The sequence below is a fragment of the Pseudoalteromonas rubra genome (genome assembly GCF_005887115.1).
Taxonomy (GTDB): Bacteria; Pseudomonadota; Gammaproteobacteria; order Enterobacterales; family Alteromonadaceae; genus Pseudoalteromonas; species Pseudoalteromonas rubra_F.
Map to the genome: position 1 here is coordinate 549,268 of NZ_PNCJ01000005.1, position 21,468 is coordinate 570,735.

Genomic DNA, 21,468 nt, shown 5'->3' on the forward strand with positions numbered 1-21,468 from the left:
CGGTGATAAATGCGCTAATCAGTGGTCGTTTTTATTGATCATTCACTACACTGTAAGTTCGGTACGTGAAGTGAGATGTAATATGTTTGACGATGACACGCTCCTGTTTGGCTCTGATGACGAACCTGAAGAGTTACCCAGCCTGCCCCCCTGGAAAATCTTGTTGGTTGATGATGAAGAAGACATCCACCAGATTTCACGGCTGGTGCTAGAGCAGATGGAGCTGGATGGCCGCGGCGTGACCTTTTTAAATGCCTACAGTGGCACTCAGGCACAGCAGGTATTGGCTGAACATGACGACATTGCACTGATTTTGCTTGATGTTGTGATGGAGACAGCCGAAGCCGGACTGGACTTTGCTAAATACGTGCGTGAGCAAGCGCAAAACCATAAGGTACGGATTATATTACGCACCGGCCAGCCTGGTATGGCGCCAGAATCTGACATTACCCGGGAATACGATGTTAACGATTACAAAACCAAAACGGAGCTGACCAGCAGTAAGCTAAAAGCGTCGGTGCTGGTTGCACTGCGCACTTATCAGCATCTGGATAAAACCCAGCAAGTCCAGTCCGGGCTGGACAAAATCATTACCTGTACCAATGCTCTTTTGAGCGATACTGAGCTGGTTGAGTTTGAACTTAGGGTGTTTCAGACCCTCACCGAAACTTTGCCACTCAGCCAGCAATTTGAACCTGCCCCAATGAGTGTATTTATTGTTGAGCTGGATCGCACCAGGGAAACCTTTGAGCAGCTGCTGCCTCAAGAAGACATTGCACTGGACATCCCAGAGCCAATCCGGCAGCAATTTATGGCGCAGTACTGTGCTCAAGAGAGTGCTCATTCAGAGCGTAGTGCCATTGTGGATAATTACGCCCTGCTATTTTTGGGTGACAAAGTCGATGGTACGCCCATCTTTGCAATTGCGTGTTACATCAACCCAATAGAAGAGCAAGAAGCACAACTGTTGCTGAATCTGGGTCATAATCTGGGCATAGCCTGGCGTAACACCCAGCTTCAGGAAAGGCTCAGCAACAATAATATTGAGCTTGAGGGGTTGGTCGAAGAGCGCACGGCTGAATTGCAATCGGCAAGAGAGCGCGCCGAACAAGCAAATCTGGCAAAAAGCATGTTTTTATCGAACATGAGCCACGAAATCCGCACCCCACTCAATGCAGTGCTGGGCTTTGCCCAGTTACTTGAGCGAGCTAATGATTTAAGCGCCAGCCACAAAGGCACCATGAACAAAATTATCAGAGCCGGCAATCACCTGCTGGATATCATTAATGACGTGCTGGATATTTCAAAAATTGAAGCGGGTTCAAGTAAGCTCAACCCCGTAGATTTTGAACTGAATACACTGCTTGAGGACCTGGGGAGTATGTTCAAACTCAAGTGCGAGCAAAAACAACTCACCTGGCAACTGAACAGTGCGCTTACAACTCCTACTGGGGTTCATGGCGATCAGGGTAAGCTGCGTCAGGTACTGATCAATTTGCTCGGAAATGCCGTTAAGTTTACAGACAAGGGAAGCATAAAACTGAGCTACACGCAGCCAGGGCCAGGACTACACCGCTTTGAAGTGCAAGACACCGGACCGGGTATCGTGCCAGAAGATCTGGAAAATCTCTTTACTAGCTTTACGCAAGGCAGCGCTGGGGTCGAAAAAGGCGGCACCGGATTGGGTCTGTGCATTTCATCCAAACAAGTTGACATGATGGGCGGCAAGCTGGATGTGCAATCAGAGCCAGGTAAAGGCAGTTGTTTTTCATTTACGCTGCCGCTGCAAGAGGCACACGTGGCCGCGAACAACGCCCAGAGAAAGAATTTGCAGCAATTAAGTGTTCGTGCCGATAAACAATTGAGCGCCTTATGTGTAGACGACGTTGCCTATAATCGTGAGATACTTGGCCAAACACTGGCTGCCTGTGGTATTGAGGTAGACTATGCTGAGGATGGCAAACAAGCCATCGAACTCATCAAGCAAAAAAGCTTTGATATTGTGTTTTTGGATCTGCTCATGCCCGTTATGCGCGGCGACGAAGCCGTGGTGATTATTCGAAAAGACCTTGGTTTATCTGAGCTAAAGTGCGTGGCTATTTCGGCATTCAGTTTACACCATGAGGTACAACATTACCTCAGTATTGGCTTTGACCAGTTTATTGGCAAACCCTACACAATTGAGCAAATCTTTGACTCCTTATTGTCGTTTTTCCCTGACCACTTTGAAAGTACTGAACTGGCGGAATCAGCCTGCTCAGACACTGAGCCATCTGACGAGATCCTGCCTGCCAACTTTTCGCTGCCTGCGGAACAACGCGCTCAATTAATCAGATATGCTCAGGTCAATAACAGCTCACGTATTAAGCAAACCCTGAAAGAAATTGAGTCTCAGCAGCCAAATAACAGGCAGCTTACCCAATACTTGGCTAAATTTATAAGTAGGTTTGACATGACAGGCTTTATTGCGGCGCTCGACGAGGTGCAAGATGGATGACGATCCGGTTTCACTGAACAATTGCAGAATTTTAATTGTTGATGACAAGGCTGAAAACCTTGAACTGCTGACCAACTTTTTAGAGCCAGAAGGCTACGAAGTGGCTTTTGCCACATCGGGCAAAGAGGCTATCAACATTGCCACCATTTTTCTCCCCCATCTGATCTTACTCGATGTGATGATGCCCGGCATAGATGGGTTTGAAACCTGTCGGCGGCTGAAGTCCCTCGGCAAGGTTAAAGAGGTTCCGGTTATTTTTGTCACTGGTAAAAGCGAATTAAGCGATATTGTAGAAGCCTTTAGCGTCGGTGCGGTTGATTATGTTACTAAGCCCATTCGGCAGGAAGAATTACTGGCCCGCGTATCTACTCACCTGCAATTACAAGCCCTGATCAATTTACGCGACGAGCTTATTTCCACGCTTAGAGACAAGACGTTGGAGCTGGAAAAGCTGTCAAAGCTCAAAGAGCAGCAACTGGAAACCTCTCAACACTTCAGCCATATTGGTGAACTGGTTGGAGAGCTCACCCATGAACTGGGTACCCCTTTAAGTGTGGTGCGCACTGCGGTGTCACATCTGAATGAAAAGCAGCAAGAGCTCGCTCAGCAGCTACAAAAGCAAACGCTGGCAAAGCATGACCTGCAAACCTTTATTGATAACACCGCCCAAAGCTGCGAGATAGTGCTATCCAGCATGGACAATGTGATGCACCTGATAGACAGTTTTAAGAACATAGTGGTCGGCGAGTTCAGTGGCACTATTTCACAGTGCAACTTGCATGACTACCTGCACAATATTCAGTATGTTCTGACACCCAAATTAAAACGTACCCCCCACACAGTTTCAATTAACTGTCCGCAAACACTGCACATAGTGTCGGATACCGGAGCCCTGTCTCAGGTGTTAATCAACCTAATCAATAACGCGCTGATCCACGCATTTGAAGAACAAACCGCTGGTACGATAGACATTCACGTTGAACATCAGGATGGCAATATTGCCCTGAACATAAAAGACAATGGCAAAGGCATTGAATGTGAAAAAGCCAGTAAGGTCTTTGATAAATACTACACAACCCGGGTGGGCACAGGTGGCAGTGGGCTGGGCTTGTATATCGTTAAAAAGCTGGTTGAAACTCGCTTGAACGGCAGTATTGCGCTATCCAGTGAGCCTGGAGAAGGGACTGTCTTTAATATTGTACTACCACAGGAGCTGAGAAATTAATTAGTACCAGGCGATTAATCACGTAATAAACCGCCAAACTTTTTTCTGCTGCTTAGCCATCGATAAGCCGATGTACTTATATGATCGGATAGTATTACACTGAGACAAAAAGTTTCACTATTATGTTACGCAGATAAAGCAATTCAACCTCTATCTAACATATTGAAATATATACTTTGTCATTCAGGTGTCGTTACGCTGACGTACACTATCGGCGAGGATATGCGTAAAACAAGTAACAGAGCAGCAAACAGGAAATAATAATGATCATCAGGAAACTCAGATTACAACGCGGTTGGTCGCAGGAGCAGCTGGCAACGCTTAGCGGATTGAGTATTAGAACTATTCAACGAATAGAGCGAGGTCAGAGTCCCAGTCTGGAGTCATTAAAATCGTTAGCTGCTGTTTTTGATACTAATATTGCAGATCTCAAAGAGGAGCCGAATGATATGAACAATGAAACCATATCCCAGCAGGAACAACGTGTCATAGAGCAGGTACGCGCAATTAAAGATTTTTACTCGCACTTAATCACCTATGTTTTAGTCAACGCCGTACTGTTTGGCATAAACATTTTCACCAGTCCAGAGTATATCTGGGCCTGGTGGCCAGCACTCGGCTGGGGAATAGGACTGCTCAGTCACTGGGCAAGCGCATTTGAGGTATTCAACTTGTTTGGCGCGCAATGGGAAAAGCGCCAGATAGAGAAACGCCTGGGGCGGAAGCTCTAAATAGAGACAAGCAGAGTTCTTTCGCCGCTGAGCACAAGACGGCTACTGCGTTTGGCCAGCGGCTTTGTCCACCAGCATTTTGAGCATCTCGGCTTGCAGGACATCGGCCTGAATAGGTTTACTGACATAACCACTCATGCCACAGGCCAGACACGTTTTGCGCTCCCCCTGCATGGCATTGGCAGTCAGCGCGATAATGGGCAGGTCACGACAGGCCTCGAGTTCAGGACTACTGCGGATATGCCGGGTTGCTTCATAGCCATCCATAACCGGCATCTGGCAGTCCATCAGGACCAAATCCGGCAAGGCATGCTCTGGCATGGCTTTGAGCATATCCACAGCTTGCTTTCCGGACTCCGCCAATTGTACTTCTACCTCCCAACTCGCCAGCATTTTACTGGCAACCACCTGATTGATTGGATTATCTTCGGCAAGCAACACACGTACGCCACGTAAGGGCGACTCCCCGTCAACCGGCTCTGGCAGCTTAGATCCAGAATTACCTGAAAACATCTGGACCAGATCTTTGGCGGTAACCGGTGGATATACCACCGTTATCTGGTGCTGAGCAAATGCCGGCTCGTGTTGTATCTCACATTGCATAGTGCAAATAGCGAGTATATTTCGATTCCCCGATAAGACTCTGAGCGCTTCCAGCTGTTTCTCCTGATACCTAGGTTCAGTCATATCCAAAATCAACACATCGTGGCTGATATCGCCTACGAGGGGTAACATTAACACCTGTGCCTGACAACCCAACATTTCAAACTGTCGGCACACAATTTGTGTCAACCCGGGCTGCTGTGACAACACCGCAACACGTGCCCCTTGCGGTGCAATATCCCTCCCCCACAACCCGCCCTTTTGCGCCTCAACCTGAAAATGAAAACGAAAATGAGCGCCGGGTTCGGTGCTTTCAACCAGCTCAATATCTCCGTTCATCAACTTGCAAAGCTGCTTAACAATAGCAAGCCCCAAACCGGTGCCGCCATACTTGCGGGTTGTCGACGCATCGCATTGACTGAAAGAGCTAAATAGCTTGTGTCTGGCCTCAGGTTTGATGCCAATGCCAGAATCAATAACATCACACTGCAATACGGTAGAGGCAGACACTGCCACTTCCTCACAGGCCAGTTTTAGCTGAAGCGTACCTGTGTCAGTAAATTTAACAGCATTACTTAGCAGGTTGGTCAGGATTTGCCGCGCCCTGACCGGATCCAGACGAACAAAGCGATGTTTCAGAGCGTGGCAATCCACCAGCAAAGTGAGTTGCTTTTGATCCAGCGTAATCGCAAACGACTTCACCACTGAATCAACCAACTCATAGAGATCAACAGACTCGACATTAATCTCCAGTTTGCCCGATTCAATTTTAGAAAAGTCCAGAATATCGTTGATCACGCCCAGTAACGAATGGGCGCTGGCGTCAGCCAGCTTGGCGTATTGTTTCTGCTGTGCATCCAGGTCGTGACTGAGCAATAAATTCAGACACCCAATCACACCATTGATGGGTGTGCGGATCTCATGACTCATATTGGCCAAAAATTCAGATTTCATTTTGGAGTGCTGCTCTGCACGTTGCTTTGCCTGCTGCAGTGCCTGATTCGACTCTATCAATTGATGCTGAATTTCACGGTTTTTGGCATTGCGATATTCCCCGGTCATAATCGCAAACGCAAAATTAAACACCAGCTGACTCATAAACAAGGAAATCACAAATAATTGCGCTTTCAATGTCTGATCTTGCTGAAGGCTACTGGTTGCGGGGTCTGACAAAACATCAAACGCTTTACCCAGGGCAAACAGCGTGACAAACCCCAGGCTCAGGCTGACCAGTACAAATGACACCGAATAACGAGGCCGACCGAAACGATACAGACAAGCCCAGATCCATCCTGATGTGATGGTGAGCGTGAGCATACCCAAGATCAGCCGTGACGCGTAATTTGAAACGACGTAAGTGAAAATACAGTGAATGAGCAAAAATGCCCCGTAATAGCAAGCAATCTTACGCAGCGGTACAACTTGCTCGCAGGCATGGTAACAGCCAATGAGCACCAAAATCAGGGCAACCTGGCCAAACATATTGGGTAGCAGATAACGGACACTCAGTGGCAGCTCATTTTGCACCCCGAACAGGATCATGCAAAGTGCCAGGCAGATTGGTGACAACGCCCAGTATAGCGTGGCTTTTACATCGCGGTTGGCCAGCCACAAAAACACTAAGGCCAGTGCGGAGGCAACCACCCCTGCACCTGCCATAAGCAATAAAGAAGGCGTAGATAATTGCACTGGCTGCTCGATAGGGAGCCAGTATAAATGTGCAGCTCCCCTAAAATTAACGGTTATTCAAAACTCTAGAAGACAGATGCAGGCTTGTAAAGTGAGTGAAAGTGCCCGACTGAAATACTGTCTGGCACTTTGATTTGAAACACTGATTTAAAACACAATGCACTGCGCCACCTTTCGGCGCACAGTCGACTTGAGGGGGTCAATCGCGGATGCCAATCGCGGATGCCAATCGCGGATGCCAATCATGGAAGGTTTAGCTACGGCTCACTTCAATCTGTTTGATGGCCAGGCCCTGTATCTCTGTCACCTTAAAGGTAAAGCCCTCAATTTCTATTATTTCGCCCTGATGCGGAAAATGTCGGCAGTGATGGATCAGATACCCCGCCAGCGTCTCTATTGCGTCCACGGGCATAAACTCATGCTCAACCACCGACAGCTGGAAATCTTTCATCGACATGTCACCTTGCACCAGCCAGCGCGACGCATCTTTTTGCCGAAACTGGGCTTCTATCGCCTCGCTGTCTTTCAATGCAATAAAGTTCAGTATGCTGGACAAAGTCACCATGCCGACCACAGTGGCAAATTCGTTGATCACCACAGCGGTATTACATGGATGAGCCTTGAGCGCATTGAGGGCGTCTGACAAGCTTAAGGTATCGAGCAAGATAACCGGCCGTAAGAACGCCTCCTGTTGCGCATCCAACAGAGGCCGTCCTGCTATCAGGTTGCCTAATAACTGCTTAGCCTCAACAGCGGCAATCACCTGATCTAAGCTGCCATCACACAATAAGTATTGCTGAAAGCTACGGTTTTGTACTTGCCTGGCCAACGCTTTTTCATCATCGTGAATATTGAGCCATTCGACGGCATCACGATTGATCATCGCCTGAGTAATACTGGTCTGGTCCAGGTCCAGCACATTGCCGATTATATTGTGTTCATGTGCCCCCAACTCTCCCTGCTCGGCACTTTGGTCAACCACTGCAAACAAGTCATCCCGGGTGATTAGGTCATCGCGCTGGTTGGGCAATTTAAATGCGCGAATAATCACATCCGCCATCAGATTAAATAGCCAAATCACAGGTTTGAACAGCCAAACGCTTGCCAGCATCAGGCTGATAAAACGCATTGCTATAGACTCTGGGATCACCATGGCAACCCGCTTAGGCAGCAGATCGGCAAACAACACAAACATGGCCGTGATCAACAAAAAAGACAACACGGTTGAAACCTGCAACAAAACCGTATGGTATTGCGCCACATCCGCAACAAGCAGACCCAAAATGACTTGCGATGCCTGATAGATGTAGGGCGTAAATACCGACTCGCCAATCATACCGGCAACAATGGCCAGGGCATTCAGCACCACCTGAACAGCCGCAAAAAACTGGTGTGCGTTGGCCTGTAAATACATCACTTTTTTGGCGCGGAGATCGCCCAGATCCAGTCGGCTTTGCAGCTTTACTTTACGCGCAGCAGCCAGAGATATTTCGCATAAAGCAAACACAGCGCTCATTACTATGAGCAAAAAAACCCATATTAGGTCCAATTACACACCTGACGGTTAAATAGAATTCGAGCGCGATATATACGCCCAATCGATGTTGCTGGCAATAAAAAAAATCGCTATTTACACAAATAATTGGCGGGCATATTTACCCGGGGTGATGCGCAGAATGTCCTTGAACTCCCGGGTAAGGTGTGCCTGATCAGAAAACCCGCAAGCCAATGCTAATTGTGCCAGATTTGTCATAGGGTTATCTCTGAGTTTTTGCTGCGCATTGCGGATCCGATAAATACGAGCAAGATATTTGGGAGTCAGCTCTGACTGTTCTTTTACCTGACGCTCAAGCTGGCGCATACAAAGGGGTACAGCACGATACGCGTCTTCAAGCGGATTTAATTGCATCAGCTGATTAATCAGCTGATAAGTGTATTGCAGGTCACAGCTCAAGTTCGGCGCTGAGGCAGCAAAAGTGTCCAGCCACTGCTGCAGAGTATGCAGTGCCGGCGCTTGTTTGAGCTGCTCAGCCAGCGCACATAATCCGGATGCCGATAACACTGGATGAAGCGCTTCCTGAAGTGCCTTGAATCTCGCTGGGAATAAGCGGATCCCAGCAAATTCGGCTCCGGCGCTGTAACTGAGTTCTGCAGATTGTTTTGAAGGGGCCTGAATATGAAAAGGCGCAGATATTTTATGCTCATCCAGCGTCAACTCACCTTTGAGCAAAAATAAAACGCCCTGAGCACCATCGCAGGGTAACCAGCGAGTACCCGCCTGCGTAGCACGTGCAAACCACACGGCCTGCACGTATCGCCCTGTTTCGCCATCCGGTTGATGGCGCTGTAAAATTAGCTCACTGTTCATCTGGGTCAGGTTTAAACATTTTGACAACTCGGTTCCAGGCATTAATAGCATTGATGGCAACCGTCAGAGTAACCAGGGCATCATCACTGAACACGTCTGACAATTGTGCATACAGAGTATCCTCAATGGGTTGGAGGTTTGTCAATTGCTCACATAAAGTGAGTGCCAGCCGCTCCTGCGTCGTAAAGCCCGACATATCTCGCCAGGCGTTTAGTGCGATGATCCGTTTGGCGCATTCTCCCTGCTCCATCGCCTGGCGGCTATGCATGGCAATACAGTAGCCGCACTGGTTTAGCTGAGACGCTCTGAGTTTAACCAGCTCCCAAAGTTTTGTATCCAAGTGACGCATTACTTCCTCATTCAGTAATTGTTCCTGAACAAACAGGTGTTGCATCAGTTTAGGGGCACATTGTAAATAGTTGGCTCTTTTCATGGTCTTTTCCTGTTGTGTCTTCCATGACAGTCAGATTACCCACCAGCATCACAACAGGATTGAAGAAAAACGACTTTATCGCCAGAGCATCTGGCAATCAGAGCAGGTCGTGTTGTTTGATAAACTCGACCAGTCCGGATGCGATATCTTTATGTTCCTGTGCCGTGGGGTGCCAGATACAGCCTTCCAGAGCAGAAACAAAGGTATTGGCATACACATGCTCAACCCCTTGGCTGGCCAACTGTTTCAATGCTGTGTCCGTCGCGGGGATGATAAAATCGTAGGGGTAAGCGGGTCGGGGCATAACCACTATGGCCACTTCCGGATAACGACTGCGCAAAGAGTGAACAAACTCGACCATGGCTTCTTCCCACGCAGCTTTTACCTCTTCGATGGTTTGCCATGGCTCATGGGGTTGAGGGTCGGTACTAAAATCATTGGTGCCAAACTCAAGCACAATTAACTCGGGGTACTTTTCCTGATAGGGCAATTCATCGCCAAACACCGCAGATATTTTGTCTACATAATCGACCAGTGTATGATGAGACTGGTTGCCATTCCAGTTACGGATTAAGCCTAAACCGGAATACGAAACCTGGGTAAAGGAGCTATTTAATTGCTGGGCAGCCAGATAAGGGAAAGCCAGCCGGGCGTTGCTGGTATCATTGATCTCCTGCCAGGTGCACTGCCTTTTGGTGGATTCGCTGCCAAAGCCGGCACTGATCGAATCACCTATAAAGAGAATATGCGGTTGTACCTCCCAGGTACCTTCGAGCCGGCCATCCACCTCAAAATTAAGGAGTTTACTGCGCGCCTCATAATGCTCCCAGCGCTTGACCACTTCAATGTGCACGCGCTTTGACTGTGACTGCTCAAACAACACAAAGCTTTGTGCCTCTCCCGTTTGCGCCGTAGCTATCTTTTTATGTAACTTGCCGTCAACCAGAATGTCGAACTGCTCGCCGTGACCCACTAAGTTGACTGCCAGGGATTTACCCACCAGCTGAGTATGAATGGCCGTGCCTGGCCAGTTAAATTCAACACTGCCGTCTTGATAGTTTTTATGAATGCGGCCTTCATAAACCAACGCATGATGGGTAGCGGGCAGAATATTGGCCAAACAACTCAGGCTAACACTCAGCCCCAGTAAAATGAATATTAAGCGAGACATAGCAAGTTCCTTTTTTGTTAAAAAAGTAAACCTAGTGTTTAACCCCTAACTCCACAAGCCGATTAAATTGAAATTTTCTAAACTCGTGAGGTTCTGGACTCAAAAAGAAAATACAGATTGCTACCACACTCAAAAACCAATACCAAATAATGATAAATTTAGTACACCCCCTCTTTTATTCCTATGCAAAAGGCAATATAGTTACCAGAAGGTAAATTTAAACGCAAAGTCAATTAACATGTTTTCAATTGCTCGGGCAACGATAGTATCAGTGCTGTTACTCGGTGGCTGTAGCCAGACTTATACACCGCAATCACACTCAACCAATGTGGTCCCCAGTTGCGAGATGCCACAACTTGAACATCCCGGTTTGCAATTACTTGCTGATCAGACTGTTCCGCCGGGCATCATTCTGGATAGCGGCCAGGGTGGGCTGTGTGATGCGCAAAACTATCAGGTTGTTCAGGATCTGGTTATTTGGCGTGTCTGGAACAGCACCTACGAAGGATCAAAACTGGGCAAATGGTGGTCACTGGAAAAGCCGACCGGGCCGATTTCTCTGTATCGCGCTGAATTCAATATTTGCCCCAAATACTCACCACTGGACATGCTGGTGCGTTGTACACTCAAAGCGGGTACTCAGGTGGTCATTGGGCCAGGTCAGAGCGCACAATGCAGCGAGTATTTTACCTATCCTCAGTCTGATACCAACCAGCTTTATCTTGCCAATGCTGAACAGGCGACGACGAACTGCACCACTTTCTCCGGGCAGTTCTCCTGGCATGAAGCAGACATGAAGGCACAATAGGTTTACTCTCTGCAGCACCTTTTTTGTTGCAGGGATCCACGATGAAGCGTTCAATGCGCTTCCTAACACGACAAAGGAAATGAAAATGAAACTCTCGTTAAACAAAAAAAAGATTAAGTCACTGTCTCAAAACAGCACTTTATCAGCACAGCAAACCCCCCAGGTCGGCGGCGCGGTTGCAACCGGATTTCCAAACTGCCCCAATACCAACTTTTGTAATTCAATCAATGCCTGCTGGACTTTCAAAGACAATCGTCCGGATTGTATTATCTGGGGCTAATTGATTGCACCAGTATAATTTATCTGACCGTCCTTTTAACTCCACATGCAACGCACAGTGAGCATAAAAAGGCCCGGGTAAAAAACTTTGCGGCGACGTTTTCTCGCCGCATCAAAATTAACTAATCCCCTGATATTTAAACTTATATATTCTATTCAACTTCTCATTGGCTAACTTTCAGAAATAAAATAGGACTCTCATCATGTTCACCCTTAGTGTCTGTGTAAACACTAAGAGGAGATCCTATGACTTTACCAATTCACGCGCTGTTACTGAGCACCGTTTCAGCCTCAACACAGGTTACACCGATTGAACCAGCCCTCGTCCCTGTTGTTGATAAAGACCAACAGATAAATCTGCAGATGGGCAAATATGAGGTCACGGTTGCGGAATTTTCCCGCTTTATTGAAGCAACAAATTATCAGGTGCCAAAAAAGTGTATGTTGTTTACTTCAACACGCTGGCCGGATCCTGACTCTCCGGGTAACTGGGATAACGCTGAATTGACTCACAACCCCTACCGCCCTGTTGTTTGTATAGGTATACCTGGTGCGATGGCCTATGCACACTGGTTGTCCGAGCAAACCGGCAAACCCTACCGGTTGCCCACTCTAAAGGAATGGCGACTGGCCGCCTCAGCACAGACTACAAGCCGCTCTCCATTTGGTGAGGACTGGCAGCAAACACAGATCTGCAAGTATGAAAATACCGAAGATCTTGCAAATCTGGCTGGCATGCAGATTGATCATCAACACCGCTACAGTACCAGCGCAAACTGTAACGATGGCGCGGTTTATCACACAGTTATAGGCATGTATCGGCCAAATCCACTGGGTCTGCACGATATGATGGGCAATGTGAAGGAGCTGCTGCAAAGTTGCCAGCGTTGGGATGACAAAAATCCAAAGCAATGCACACACTATGATGTTGCGGGTGAAGGCTGGCACTGGCAAACGCGTGGCGTCTTCAATGCAGACACCATTGCGGCTGATTTCTATGGCAGCATAGAGGGGTTTCGTTTAGTGCTTGAACAACCTGCTAAGGAAGGCGAGACGCCATACAATACTGTGTTTGCCAGGGAGCTTGCTAATGCACAGCGCCAGCAACGGCTTGTGCACCAACAGCTGGGGCAGCTTCCACCCGCTCCGGCTGGCGTACGTGCAGTTCGTAATCAAAACAACCAGGTAACTATTAGCTGGCAGGGACTTGCCAATCAATCTGCCCGCTACTCTGTGTACCGAAGTTACGTTGACCCGAACGGCCAGCTCAGCCGTAAACAGACACTGGTAGCCAAAGACCTGACTGCAGAGCAGTTTACGGATCAGCTGCCCGGAGCGGGGCAAGCTAGCTATACCGTTGCTGCAACCACAAGCCCAGGTCAGGGGCCCTTCAGCATATCGGTAGAAACCGGGCATCATGTCACATTTAAGCCAGGACAGCGCATTGAGGCTGAGCACTATGTGACTCAGGAACAAGTTTACCTGATTGACCATAAAGAAAAGAACCAGCAAAGCCTGGCATTCAATGACAACCCCTATCATTACCCAACCGGTGATAAACCTTTATTGCCGGCATGGAGCAGTTATCAGTTCAAAAGCCCAAAACAACAAGACGTCGAACTGCAAATGCGACTCAGAGCCGATGAGGGAACCCAAATCGAGATTTGGCAGGGGCATCACTTGGTCGCACGAATCACAGATATGATGCCCGACACACTGGATATAATCAAAGTACCAGCAAAACTGATAGCCTCCGATGCACCAATAGAAGTCAGAGCAGGCACGCAAACCTGGTTTATAGTTGACTGGTTGCAGTTCAACCCCTTAGCCAGCTTGGAGCAGTAATTCGAGCACGTAAGCAGACGTATTGAACAGTGCCACATTGGGGCGCTTATAAAGCCGCCAGCTCTCGTTCTGAGATTTGCTGGTGGCGCAGCCAGTCAGCCCCGGTATTCGCTTTCAGATACGCCAGATAATACAGTTTCTCTTCCTGAGTGCTTGAACTAGCCCGATAAAGCCTTAGCGCGGCTGTCTGTGCACTTTGGCCATCAAAACGCTGCTGAGCCAGTGTAAATGCACGTTTCAGCACCGTCATCATATGCGCCTCTTGCGCCTGTGCGGCATGAATCTGAGCCTTTAATAGCAATGCCCTGGGATTCTGTGACTCTGGCTGGATCAAAGCATGTGCTGCTTCGTAATCACCCCGCGCCAGTGCATACTCCACCAACAGTGCCATCGCCTCATCCTGAACCCAATAGTTTTTGCCCGTACGAGGTAGCGCTACAACCTGCTTCAGATAAGGCTCAGCATCGCTGTCGTTGCCACTAAATATGGCAAAATGGTAGAGCACGATTGCCTGATTGCTCTTGTCCAGTTCATGTGCTGTCAGAACGGACTGAGCCAGATTAAGATGATGGTACTGTTTTTCTACCTGTCCGGTTTTCTTAGCCAATATGGAATACAATATGTGCAGCTCAAATCGACGCAAGCCATCAGCACCATCTGTCATGATCTCTGCTAATGCCTGCTCCAACACCTGGTTCATCAATGACCAGTTACCCAGCTCATAGCTAAGCCAGGCCAGTGTCGTCACATAGAGATGTTTTAGCGGCTCAAGCTGAGTTTCATGCAGCACCTCTGACATATCCCGTAAACTTGCCGTAGCCAGCACGTGCTGGCTACGCATTTTGTAAACCTTACCCTTGTGCCAGTGAGCCAGTGCGACATAAGGCTTGTGTTGATGGCCATCAAACTGCTCAATCAGACGATCCAAATAAGTGATCGCCAAATCAAATTGGCCCTGATCAATATAATAACGGCCAGCAGTAAGGATAAGTTCAGGGTCATCCGGTGCCTGCCGGCTCATAGAAAGCACGACCAACTCTTGTGTCGTGGTGTGATTGTCCGCAAAGAGTCCCAGCGATTTCAGAGCAGTCAGACGTCGGGTCAGGCTGGTCGCTAACTCACTCTCATCCGACGCATAAACATAGCCTTCCCAGACTCTGCCTGGCCTGGCGATGCCATAATGAATAAAAACACCGCTTGACTCTGGATAAAGCTTGCCCCACATCTGCCAGTTTTTCTGGCCCTCTGACCATAACAACTCTGGTGTTTGAAATGCTTGCTCTATGCTTATTTCACTCGGTTCTTGCTGAACCGGCTTTAGTCCAGACATATCAATTGCCTGCTCAGCAATGTCAAAAAATGACAAAGTGCCAGCTTGTAAGTCACCCTTGTCCAAAATGGTGACTTGCGTTTCCACAGACGGCTTCTTGTAGTTATACTGACTCGTTGCGACATAAACAGACAAGCAAACAAGCAACCCTGCCATTACCCACAGGGGAAGCACTCTGCGCCCGGCAGCAAAGTCGGTTTTAATGGGTGTCCCAGTAACAGGCTTTTCTGAAACAGGACTCTCGGTCACAGGCCACTGCCATTGATACCCCAGGCGAGCGTAGGTGTGTATTGCATCGTCACCCAATATGCTTCTGAGCTGGCTAATGGTCTGGAAGATGACCTGTTCAGATACCACAGTCTCGCCCCAGACTTCATCCAGGATCTGCGCTTTACTCACTATCTCTTTATGATGGGTCAGTAGTAGGTGAAGTAATATGGCTTGTTTGGGCTTGAGCGGCACGCGATATTCTGCTTGATACAGTGCCATCCGGGTCAAATCAAATCGGTAGTCTGCAAAATAAATATCGGGCATAACCTTGTACAAAACAGTGAGTGAGATTAACCCAATATCTTGCAACATATTATCAGCGAATGCAGCCTCGCAATTGTAACAATAAATCTATGCGGGTTCAGGCCGGGCGAAAAATGCCCGGCCTGTATTTGTGGTTTTACTTCTGATTAAGGGCAGCGACGACCTGCATGATATCTTTGAGATCTATTTCTCCATCTTCATTCAGGTCAAATCTTTGTTCAAATTGCGTATCCCCCGAAGTGGCAGACCATCCGCTCACGATCGCTGATACATCATCAGCCGACAACTCACTGTCTCCACTAAAGTCATATGGGCTAACTTCTTTTAAAACAAAAACTTGTTGCTCACTAAGTATAGTTTTATCCTTGCTGAGCATCACCACCACAGTGACGGATGTATCACCCGGAGCAGAAACATCCCACAGATAACGGCCTTGTGAAAACTCTATGCCCGTCGCAATTTCGGTCGTCGTTCCTTCAACCTGATAGGCAATATCCACCGTGTCAGAATCTGCAATATGAAGACCCGACCAATTGATGCTGACCTGCTGCTCCGTACCTATGGCATTTTCAACATTGAGCAGTAAGACCGGCACTGCAACACCAAGCTGTTTTACTTCCTGACTCGCATCTGTCAGGTTCACCGCCTCGTCTGAGGTTTCGAACTGATAAGAGGCATGACTGTAACTTAATTTATATAAGCCTTTAGCCAAATTCGCAAAACTGAATACCCCTTTGTCATCTGTCAGCTGACGTGCAATTTCTATCTGGCTTAAACCAACCCCATTAGTAAGTACAACCTCAACACCAGCGATCCCCATGTCACTGCCATCATGTACCTGGCCATGCAAGGTCGCCTGGTGTGTGTCTACGTAGATGCTGTTTGGCTCAGAGGTAGAATCCTCCGCCACTGAGTACACATTGTAGTAATACTGAGTATTTGCCGATGCACTATCAACAAACTCAGACGCTAGCCCGGTAAAAATCGTACTACCATCTGTGATAGAGGTCGGCAGGCTGCCCACAGTTCTGGTGACAACGACTTCTTTGAGGTTACCCCCTTGCGGATTTTGCCAGCTCAGCGAGACGACAGCGCCATTTACAATCGCTTTAAGCGACGACACCTGTGCCACCACAAAGCTGCTCTCCTGAGCATAAGTTGGTGCCTGCGCAACACCATTGACACTGATATTTGCATCCGTATTTTGCTGGCCAACGGTCAGTACTACGGTTGCGCTATCCTCGCTGTTTTGCGCTACCACATCTTCATAATTCAGCACCAGAACTTTGCCATTGGTCTGAGGAATGGTCACATAGACTTCAACTTCGGGATATTGGGGGTACTTTTCAACTACAACGCTGTAAGTATCAGACAAAGGCAAAATAAATTCAGTCACCAGCTCTGAGTTTTTCAAATACGCCTGCGCGGTATCTGGCTCGTCAAGAATTGGCGATAGCAATACCGCACTTTGGTCGCTCTGGCGGTTTACCCCCATCAATTTGCCACCTGCAATTAGAACAGTGATGTGTTGTGGGTGCTCCAGTTCAACCACACTAGCAGGCGTATCTTCCTCTTCATTCAGAGTATCTTGCGACCGTTCACTGGCGCCGGGCTGGCCATAGATACGTAGCTGATCCGTGACATCCGTATAGGCACCAAATTGTGCATAACTCGATGCGTTGTAGTAGTTTGTTAACTTGAAGTCCCCATGTTGATCATAAGGTTCCGTCCCATCACCTGGCGCTCCAGAGAATATAAAGTGCTTCAGAGTCAAGGAATCCGTGAACTCCATCATGGTATATTCACCCGGGAAGTTATTATCATGCGTGATATACAAAGACACATCGTTATACTGGATCAACCCGGCTGCCAGAATAGAATGCCCGCCGCCCCTTTTTGGACGATTAATGGTAAAGCGCAAACTGGCGATTTTATTTTCCATAAAATGGGGCGAATAAAACGCATTCATTGCCGAGATGCCCGGGAATATGGTTCTCGGATGAGATCCTATCCATGCGTCACCTTTAAAGGCCGACTGTGATAAAAAGTAAAAACCTATTTTGGACAAACCATGAAATGCATCTGCGGCATCCGACTTAACGTCATAACTGCCAACGGCCTTCACATACGGCTTGGGTGATTCCGTGTTGCGGTTATCCCAATGGTTCTGGAAAGTAGAAATCAGCTGTGCCCGCGTTAGCGTGGCATCAATGTTCGCTCCCCAGGCGACGCTCTCACTGGCATTGTTATAATTAGCAATCGCCGACGCAGCCATACCATGGCATACGCCCAGAAAACGCCGATCTAGTCTGTCAAAGCCTTGTGTATAATCTTTGAGCCGATAATAACCAATGACATCATAGGCTTTGCGTTTATTCGCCGGTGCCAGAAAGCTTGAAAATGAACGGGCTACTTTACGCATAAAGCCCAGATAAGATAATTGATCCGGTGTGCAACGGTCGAACTTCCAGCATAAGAAAGAAGAAAGTGATACGTCCTTTACCTCAGTTAACATGAACTTATTCCAGTCCCCGTTTTGGAAGGAAAAGCCATCCGTTGAGACATTGAATGCGGTGGTATACACATTGAGGTTATTCACATCCTCTATGGTTTTACATTCCTCCGACTTGCATACCGACACCTGAGCATTGCTGAGATTGTAAGGTGCTTCAGCCAAAGAAAAGTCTATCCTGAAGGTCTTTTTATCAGTATTAACATTACAGTTCGCAGCCGTGACTTTTAAGTTACTGTCTTGCGCATGAAACTGATAATTACAGACATCGTCCAGTGTCGCGTCGTTGAGCGCTTCCAGATCTTTGAAATAAATAGAAAATTGATTCGCTGTTAAAGCGCCCGGAGAGAGGATCACTTTATCCAGATTAAATGTGTGATCAAATGCGGCTTCAATAAGGTTGAAGGCGACATTGTCGATGGCATATCCGGCATCTTCCTGAGCAATAATTTCAATCCGAAACGAGGCAATGTTTTCATCTCGAATTGCAAAGTGCTCAATACCAAATTGTGAGTCCAGGACTTCCCGGATCAATTGACCTTCGGGATTAAACCACTGTAACCGCGTTGAACTCAGGTTATCAAAATACCCCGCGTCCAGCGAAAAACTATTTACCGTCGTCGGCTCACCCGTCAGGGGATCCACAAAACGACCTTCAATGGCGCCGTTATACTGAGGTGTTCCCGATAATACAGGACTCGTTGGGTTCGCACTGTCAGTGGTAATAAACGGCGCGTCACCGCCAAATATGATCCCTCTGTCGGCATACTGATCCGTGATCGCGGTTCCTGTTGGGAATTCACTGAAAGTGATAGGCGTCATCCCCACAGCCGCAGCCTGTTCAGCAGCCTGGGGTCGAGACAATGACGTGTCATAATTCGCGCCGGCCGTGGAGCCTTCAGTTGCGGGAGTCGGCATACTCAGTAAACCAAGCAGCGCCGTAAAATATAAGTATTTCATCATTGCGCCCTCACTGTTCACTGACCGAAATGCTGCAACTCACTTGCTGCGCCAGTCGATTCATACAGAGTGTTTTGCTGCTGCTCACATCAAGCGCACCGGCATTCGTACTGACTTCAAATTTCAGGACCTCAGCAGAGCCATTAAAGCCGCTGCTATTCCCATAAGTGAGCGCCCCAAAATGCAGCGCCTTCCCTTGGTCGCTGGATACAGGCCCAAGTGCAACCAAAGTACCGTCCGATACAATAAAGCTGTTACTCATGGTCATCGACCCGTCATTTGGCGTAACACTAAAGTTCAGTTTCAGTTCGTAGGCAGATATCGGTTGTGTCGTGTTCAGTGTGACTTTGTATCCCTTGGTTGTCGGAGCATCAGATTGTGGCGGCTCAGATTGGGGCGGATCAGATTGAGTTGGAGGTGTGTTAGTTGTCGTTACACTGGGGGAATCCACCCCACATCCAGCCAGTGCAATCAACAGTGACGAGCAAAAAACCAGACCTAAGGTATTTCGCGGGGCACCAGACGCGATAGAGGTTTTCATTGTTGCAGCCTTGTTTACGTACGAAGACTGATATAGCCATTTACTTGCTATATCACCTTGTTCTTCGTGTACTGGGCGCACTTTCACTGCATACTGTACAACCTGTGAAGCGCAATAATCAAAGTGACTTTTCGTCAGCACATCGAAGTACACTCGCAAGTATAGTCGAACCATAGGATTGTAAAGTTCAGAACTAAAAAAGCCACAACCAGCGAAAATCCGGTTGTGGCTTTACTGTACTCAGATGAGTACAGGCTTGGGTGTAACTCGCTCTGTGTTCGTTGTTTTAGGTTAGGCTGCCTGCTCAGCCATGTCTGACTGGTGCCTTATGAGGTAGTCGAAAGCGCTCAGACTGGCTGTGGCACCGCCCCCCATGGCAATAATAATTTGCTTGTATGGCTCAGTTGTCACATCCCCCGCCGCAAACACACCGGCTACGCTGGTTGTACCTTTAGCATCAATGGCAATTTCGCCAAAGGGTGTCAACGCAATCCCGCTTCCCTCCAGCCATTCCGTATTCGGGATCAACCCAATTTGTACAAAAATACCGGCAAGCTCAAGTTGGTGACTTTGATTACTTAGCCTGTCCACATAGGTCAAGCCTGTTACCTTATTACCATCTCCCAACACTTCGGTTGTTTGGGCCTGAGTGATGATAGTGACGTTGTTTAAGCTGCGCGCCTTTTTGATCAGCACTTCATCTGCTTTTAGCGAATCGGCAAACTCCAGCACCGTGACGTGTTCAACCAGGTTAGCCAGATCAATGGCAGCCTCAATGCCGGAATTTCCGCCTCCTATTACGGCAACAGGTTTGCCTTTAAACAATGGGCCATCACAGTGCGGGCAATACGCTACGCCTCTGCCTTTATATTCTTGCTCTCCCGGCACATTCATGGTTCGCCACCTTGCACCTGTAGCAATAACGAGTGATTTTGCTTTCAAGGTCGCCCCGCTTTCCAAAGTCAGCTCAAGCTTATTACCTTGATTGAGTCCACTCGCTCGCTGGTGCTTAATGACATCTACCTGATACTCGTTGACGTGTTCTTCCAACTGAGCAACTAATTTAGGACCCTCCGTAGCCGGCACGGATATAAAGTTTTCAATGCTCAAAGTATCTGCAACCTGACCACCAAAGCGTTCGGCCACGATGCCAGTATTGAGACCTTTTCGAGCCGCGTAAATGGCAGCAGCTGCACCGGCAGGGCCGCCGCCGACAACCAAAACATCAAACTCAGATTTTCGCGCCAGCTCGGCAGCCTGTTGCTCGCTATGTGTACTGTCCAGTTTGGCCAGTATTTCAGGCAGGGTAATTGCGCCCTGGCTAAATAATTGGCCATTGAGATAAACGCTCGGTACAGCCAGAATGTTACGTTGTTCAACTTCTTCTGGAAACAATGCGCCGTCTATCATAGTCGCCTTGATTTTGGCATTGTGCGCCGCCATCAGGTTCAGGGCCTGTACAACCTGAGGACACGTTTGGCAGCTCAATGATATATAGATCTCAAAGTTGAGCTCATCTTCCAACGACTGGATCACCGTCAGCGCTTCTTCAGAGACTTTCGCCTGGTGTCCACCACTATGAAGCAACGCCAGTACTAAACTTGTAAATTCATGCCCCATGGGCACACCGGCAAACTCAACCCGGGTTTCACGTACAGGAGAATACACAGTCAAACTGGGAGTGCGCAGGCTATTTTCTGATTTGCCAATGGTGATTAACTCACTCAATGATGCGAGCTCTTGTGCCAGCGACGCCACCTCTGCTGATTTTGCACTATCATCCAGCCCCAGCAACAGTTCTATGGGGTCTACCAGTGCAGCAAAATGAGTTTGCAACTGACTTTTTATTTGTTCATCTAACATTCTGTACTTCCTCGATATTTCTGCAATTACACCCGTTGAGTTGACCCTTGACAGGGTAGGTTATGTTGAGATTTCTCGG

General features: G+C 48.0%; 15 protein-coding genes. 6 read left to right on the forward strand and 9 right to left on the reverse strand.

What is annotated here, in order from left to right; all coding sequences use genetic code 11:
* The first annotated feature begins 82 nt into the window (after positions 1–82).
* From CWB98_RS03080 to CWB98_RS03090, 3 genes are all read left to right on the forward strand, one after another.
* A complete protein-coding gene (locus tag CWB98_RS03080) occupies positions 83–2,497 on the forward strand; it encodes a hybrid sensor histidine kinase/response regulator (RefSeq protein ID WP_138543492.1) in 2,415 nt (804 codons plus the stop codon).
* Positions 2,490–3,722, forward strand: a complete 1,233-nt coding sequence (locus tag CWB98_RS03085) for a hybrid sensor histidine kinase/response regulator (protein WP_138543493.1) — start codon at positions 2,490–2,492, stop codon at positions 3,720–3,722. The genes CWB98_RS03080 and CWB98_RS03085 overlap by 8 nt, the downstream gene beginning before the upstream one ends.
* Before the next feature lie 263 nt (positions 3,723–3,985).
* Complete coding sequence (locus CWB98_RS03090) at positions 3,986–4,453, forward strand: 2TM domain-containing protein (protein ID WP_138543494.1); 468 nt, start codon at positions 3,986–3,988, stop codon at positions 4,451–4,453.
* Between the two features lie 42 nt (positions 4,454–4,495).
* Here the strand turns inward: CWB98_RS03090 and CWB98_RS03095 are convergent, their stop codons facing one another.
* The 5 genes from CWB98_RS03095 to CWB98_RS03115 form a co-directional block, all read right to left on the reverse strand.
* Positions 4,496–6,745: an ATP-binding protein gene (locus tag CWB98_RS03095; protein WP_138543495.1), complete on the reverse strand. Its 2,250-nt coding sequence runs from the start codon at positions 6,743–6,745 to the stop codon at positions 4,496–4,498.
* Positions 6,746–6,998: 253 nt separating this feature from the next.
* A complete protein-coding gene (locus tag CWB98_RS03100) occupies positions 6,999–8,294 on the reverse strand; it encodes a hemolysin family protein (protein ID WP_138543496.1) in 1,296 nt (431 codons plus the stop codon).
* 81 nt (positions 8,295–8,375) lie between these two features.
* The gene (locus CWB98_RS03105) at positions 8,376–9,140 is read right to left on the reverse strand and encodes an AraC family transcriptional regulator (RefSeq protein ID WP_171045570.1); all 765 of its coding nucleotides are present in this window, start codon (positions 9,138–9,140) and stop codon (positions 8,376–8,378) included.
* Positions 9,103–9,546, reverse strand: coding sequence for a carboxymuconolactone decarboxylase family protein (locus tag CWB98_RS03110; RefSeq protein ID WP_138543498.1), 444 nt, complete (start codon positions 9,544–9,546; stop codon positions 9,103–9,105). Before CWB98_RS03110 ends, CWB98_RS03105 begins: the two co-directional genes overlap by 38 nt.
* Before the next feature lie 97 nt (positions 9,547–9,643).
* Positions 9,644–10,717, reverse strand: coding sequence for an SGNH/GDSL hydrolase family protein (locus CWB98_RS03115; RefSeq protein ID WP_138543499.1), 1,074 nt, complete (start codon positions 10,715–10,717; stop codon positions 9,644–9,646).
* A 238-nt stretch (positions 10,718–10,955) separates the two neighbouring features.
* Here CWB98_RS03115 and CWB98_RS03120 point away from each other — a divergent pair, with 238 nt between their 5' ends.
* The 3 genes from CWB98_RS03120 (at position 10,956) to CWB98_RS03130 (ending at position 13,649) form a co-directional block, all read left to right on the forward strand.
* Complete coding sequence (locus tag CWB98_RS03120; RefSeq protein ID WP_138543500.1) at positions 10,956–11,525, forward strand: hypothetical protein; 570 nt, start codon at positions 10,956–10,958, stop codon at positions 11,523–11,525.
* Positions 11,526–11,610: 85 nt separating this feature from the next.
* Positions 11,611–11,805: a hypothetical protein gene (locus CWB98_RS03125; RefSeq protein ID WP_138543501.1), complete on the forward strand. Its 195-nt coding sequence runs from the start codon at positions 11,611–11,613 to the stop codon at positions 11,803–11,805.
* 245 nt (positions 11,806–12,050) lie between these two features.
* Positions 12,051–13,649 (forward strand): SUMF1/EgtB/PvdO family nonheme iron enzyme, encoded by a 1,599-nt coding sequence (locus CWB98_RS03130; protein WP_138543502.1) that lies wholly within the window; start codon positions 12,051–12,053, stop codon positions 13,647–13,649.
* A 46-nt stretch (positions 13,650–13,695) separates the two neighbouring features.
* Here the strand turns inward: CWB98_RS03130 and CWB98_RS03135 are convergent, their stop codons facing one another.
* The 4 genes from CWB98_RS03135 to ahpF form a co-directional block, all read right to left on the reverse strand.
* Positions 13,696–15,513, reverse strand: coding sequence for a winged helix-turn-helix domain-containing protein (locus tag CWB98_RS03135; RefSeq protein ID WP_171045571.1), 1,818 nt, complete (start codon positions 15,511–15,513; stop codon positions 13,696–13,698).
* A 136-nt stretch (positions 15,514–15,649) separates the two neighbouring features.
* Positions 15,650–18,988, reverse strand: a complete 3,339-nt coding sequence (locus CWB98_RS03140; protein WP_138543504.1) for a carboxypeptidase-like regulatory domain-containing protein — start codon at positions 18,986–18,988, stop codon at positions 15,650–15,652.
* A 7-nt stretch (positions 18,989–18,995) separates the two neighbouring features.
* Positions 18,996–19,526 (reverse strand): hypothetical protein, encoded by a 531-nt coding sequence (locus tag CWB98_RS03145; protein WP_138543505.1) that lies wholly within the window; start codon positions 19,524–19,526, stop codon positions 18,996–18,998.
* Positions 19,527–19,817: 291 nt separating this feature from the next.
* On the reverse strand, positions 19,818–21,389 hold the full coding sequence (ahpF, locus tag CWB98_RS03150; protein WP_138543506.1) for an alkyl hydroperoxide reductase subunit F: 1,572 nt from the start codon (positions 21,387–21,389) through the stop codon (positions 19,818–19,820).
* Between the last annotated feature and the right edge of the window lie 79 nt (positions 21,390–21,468).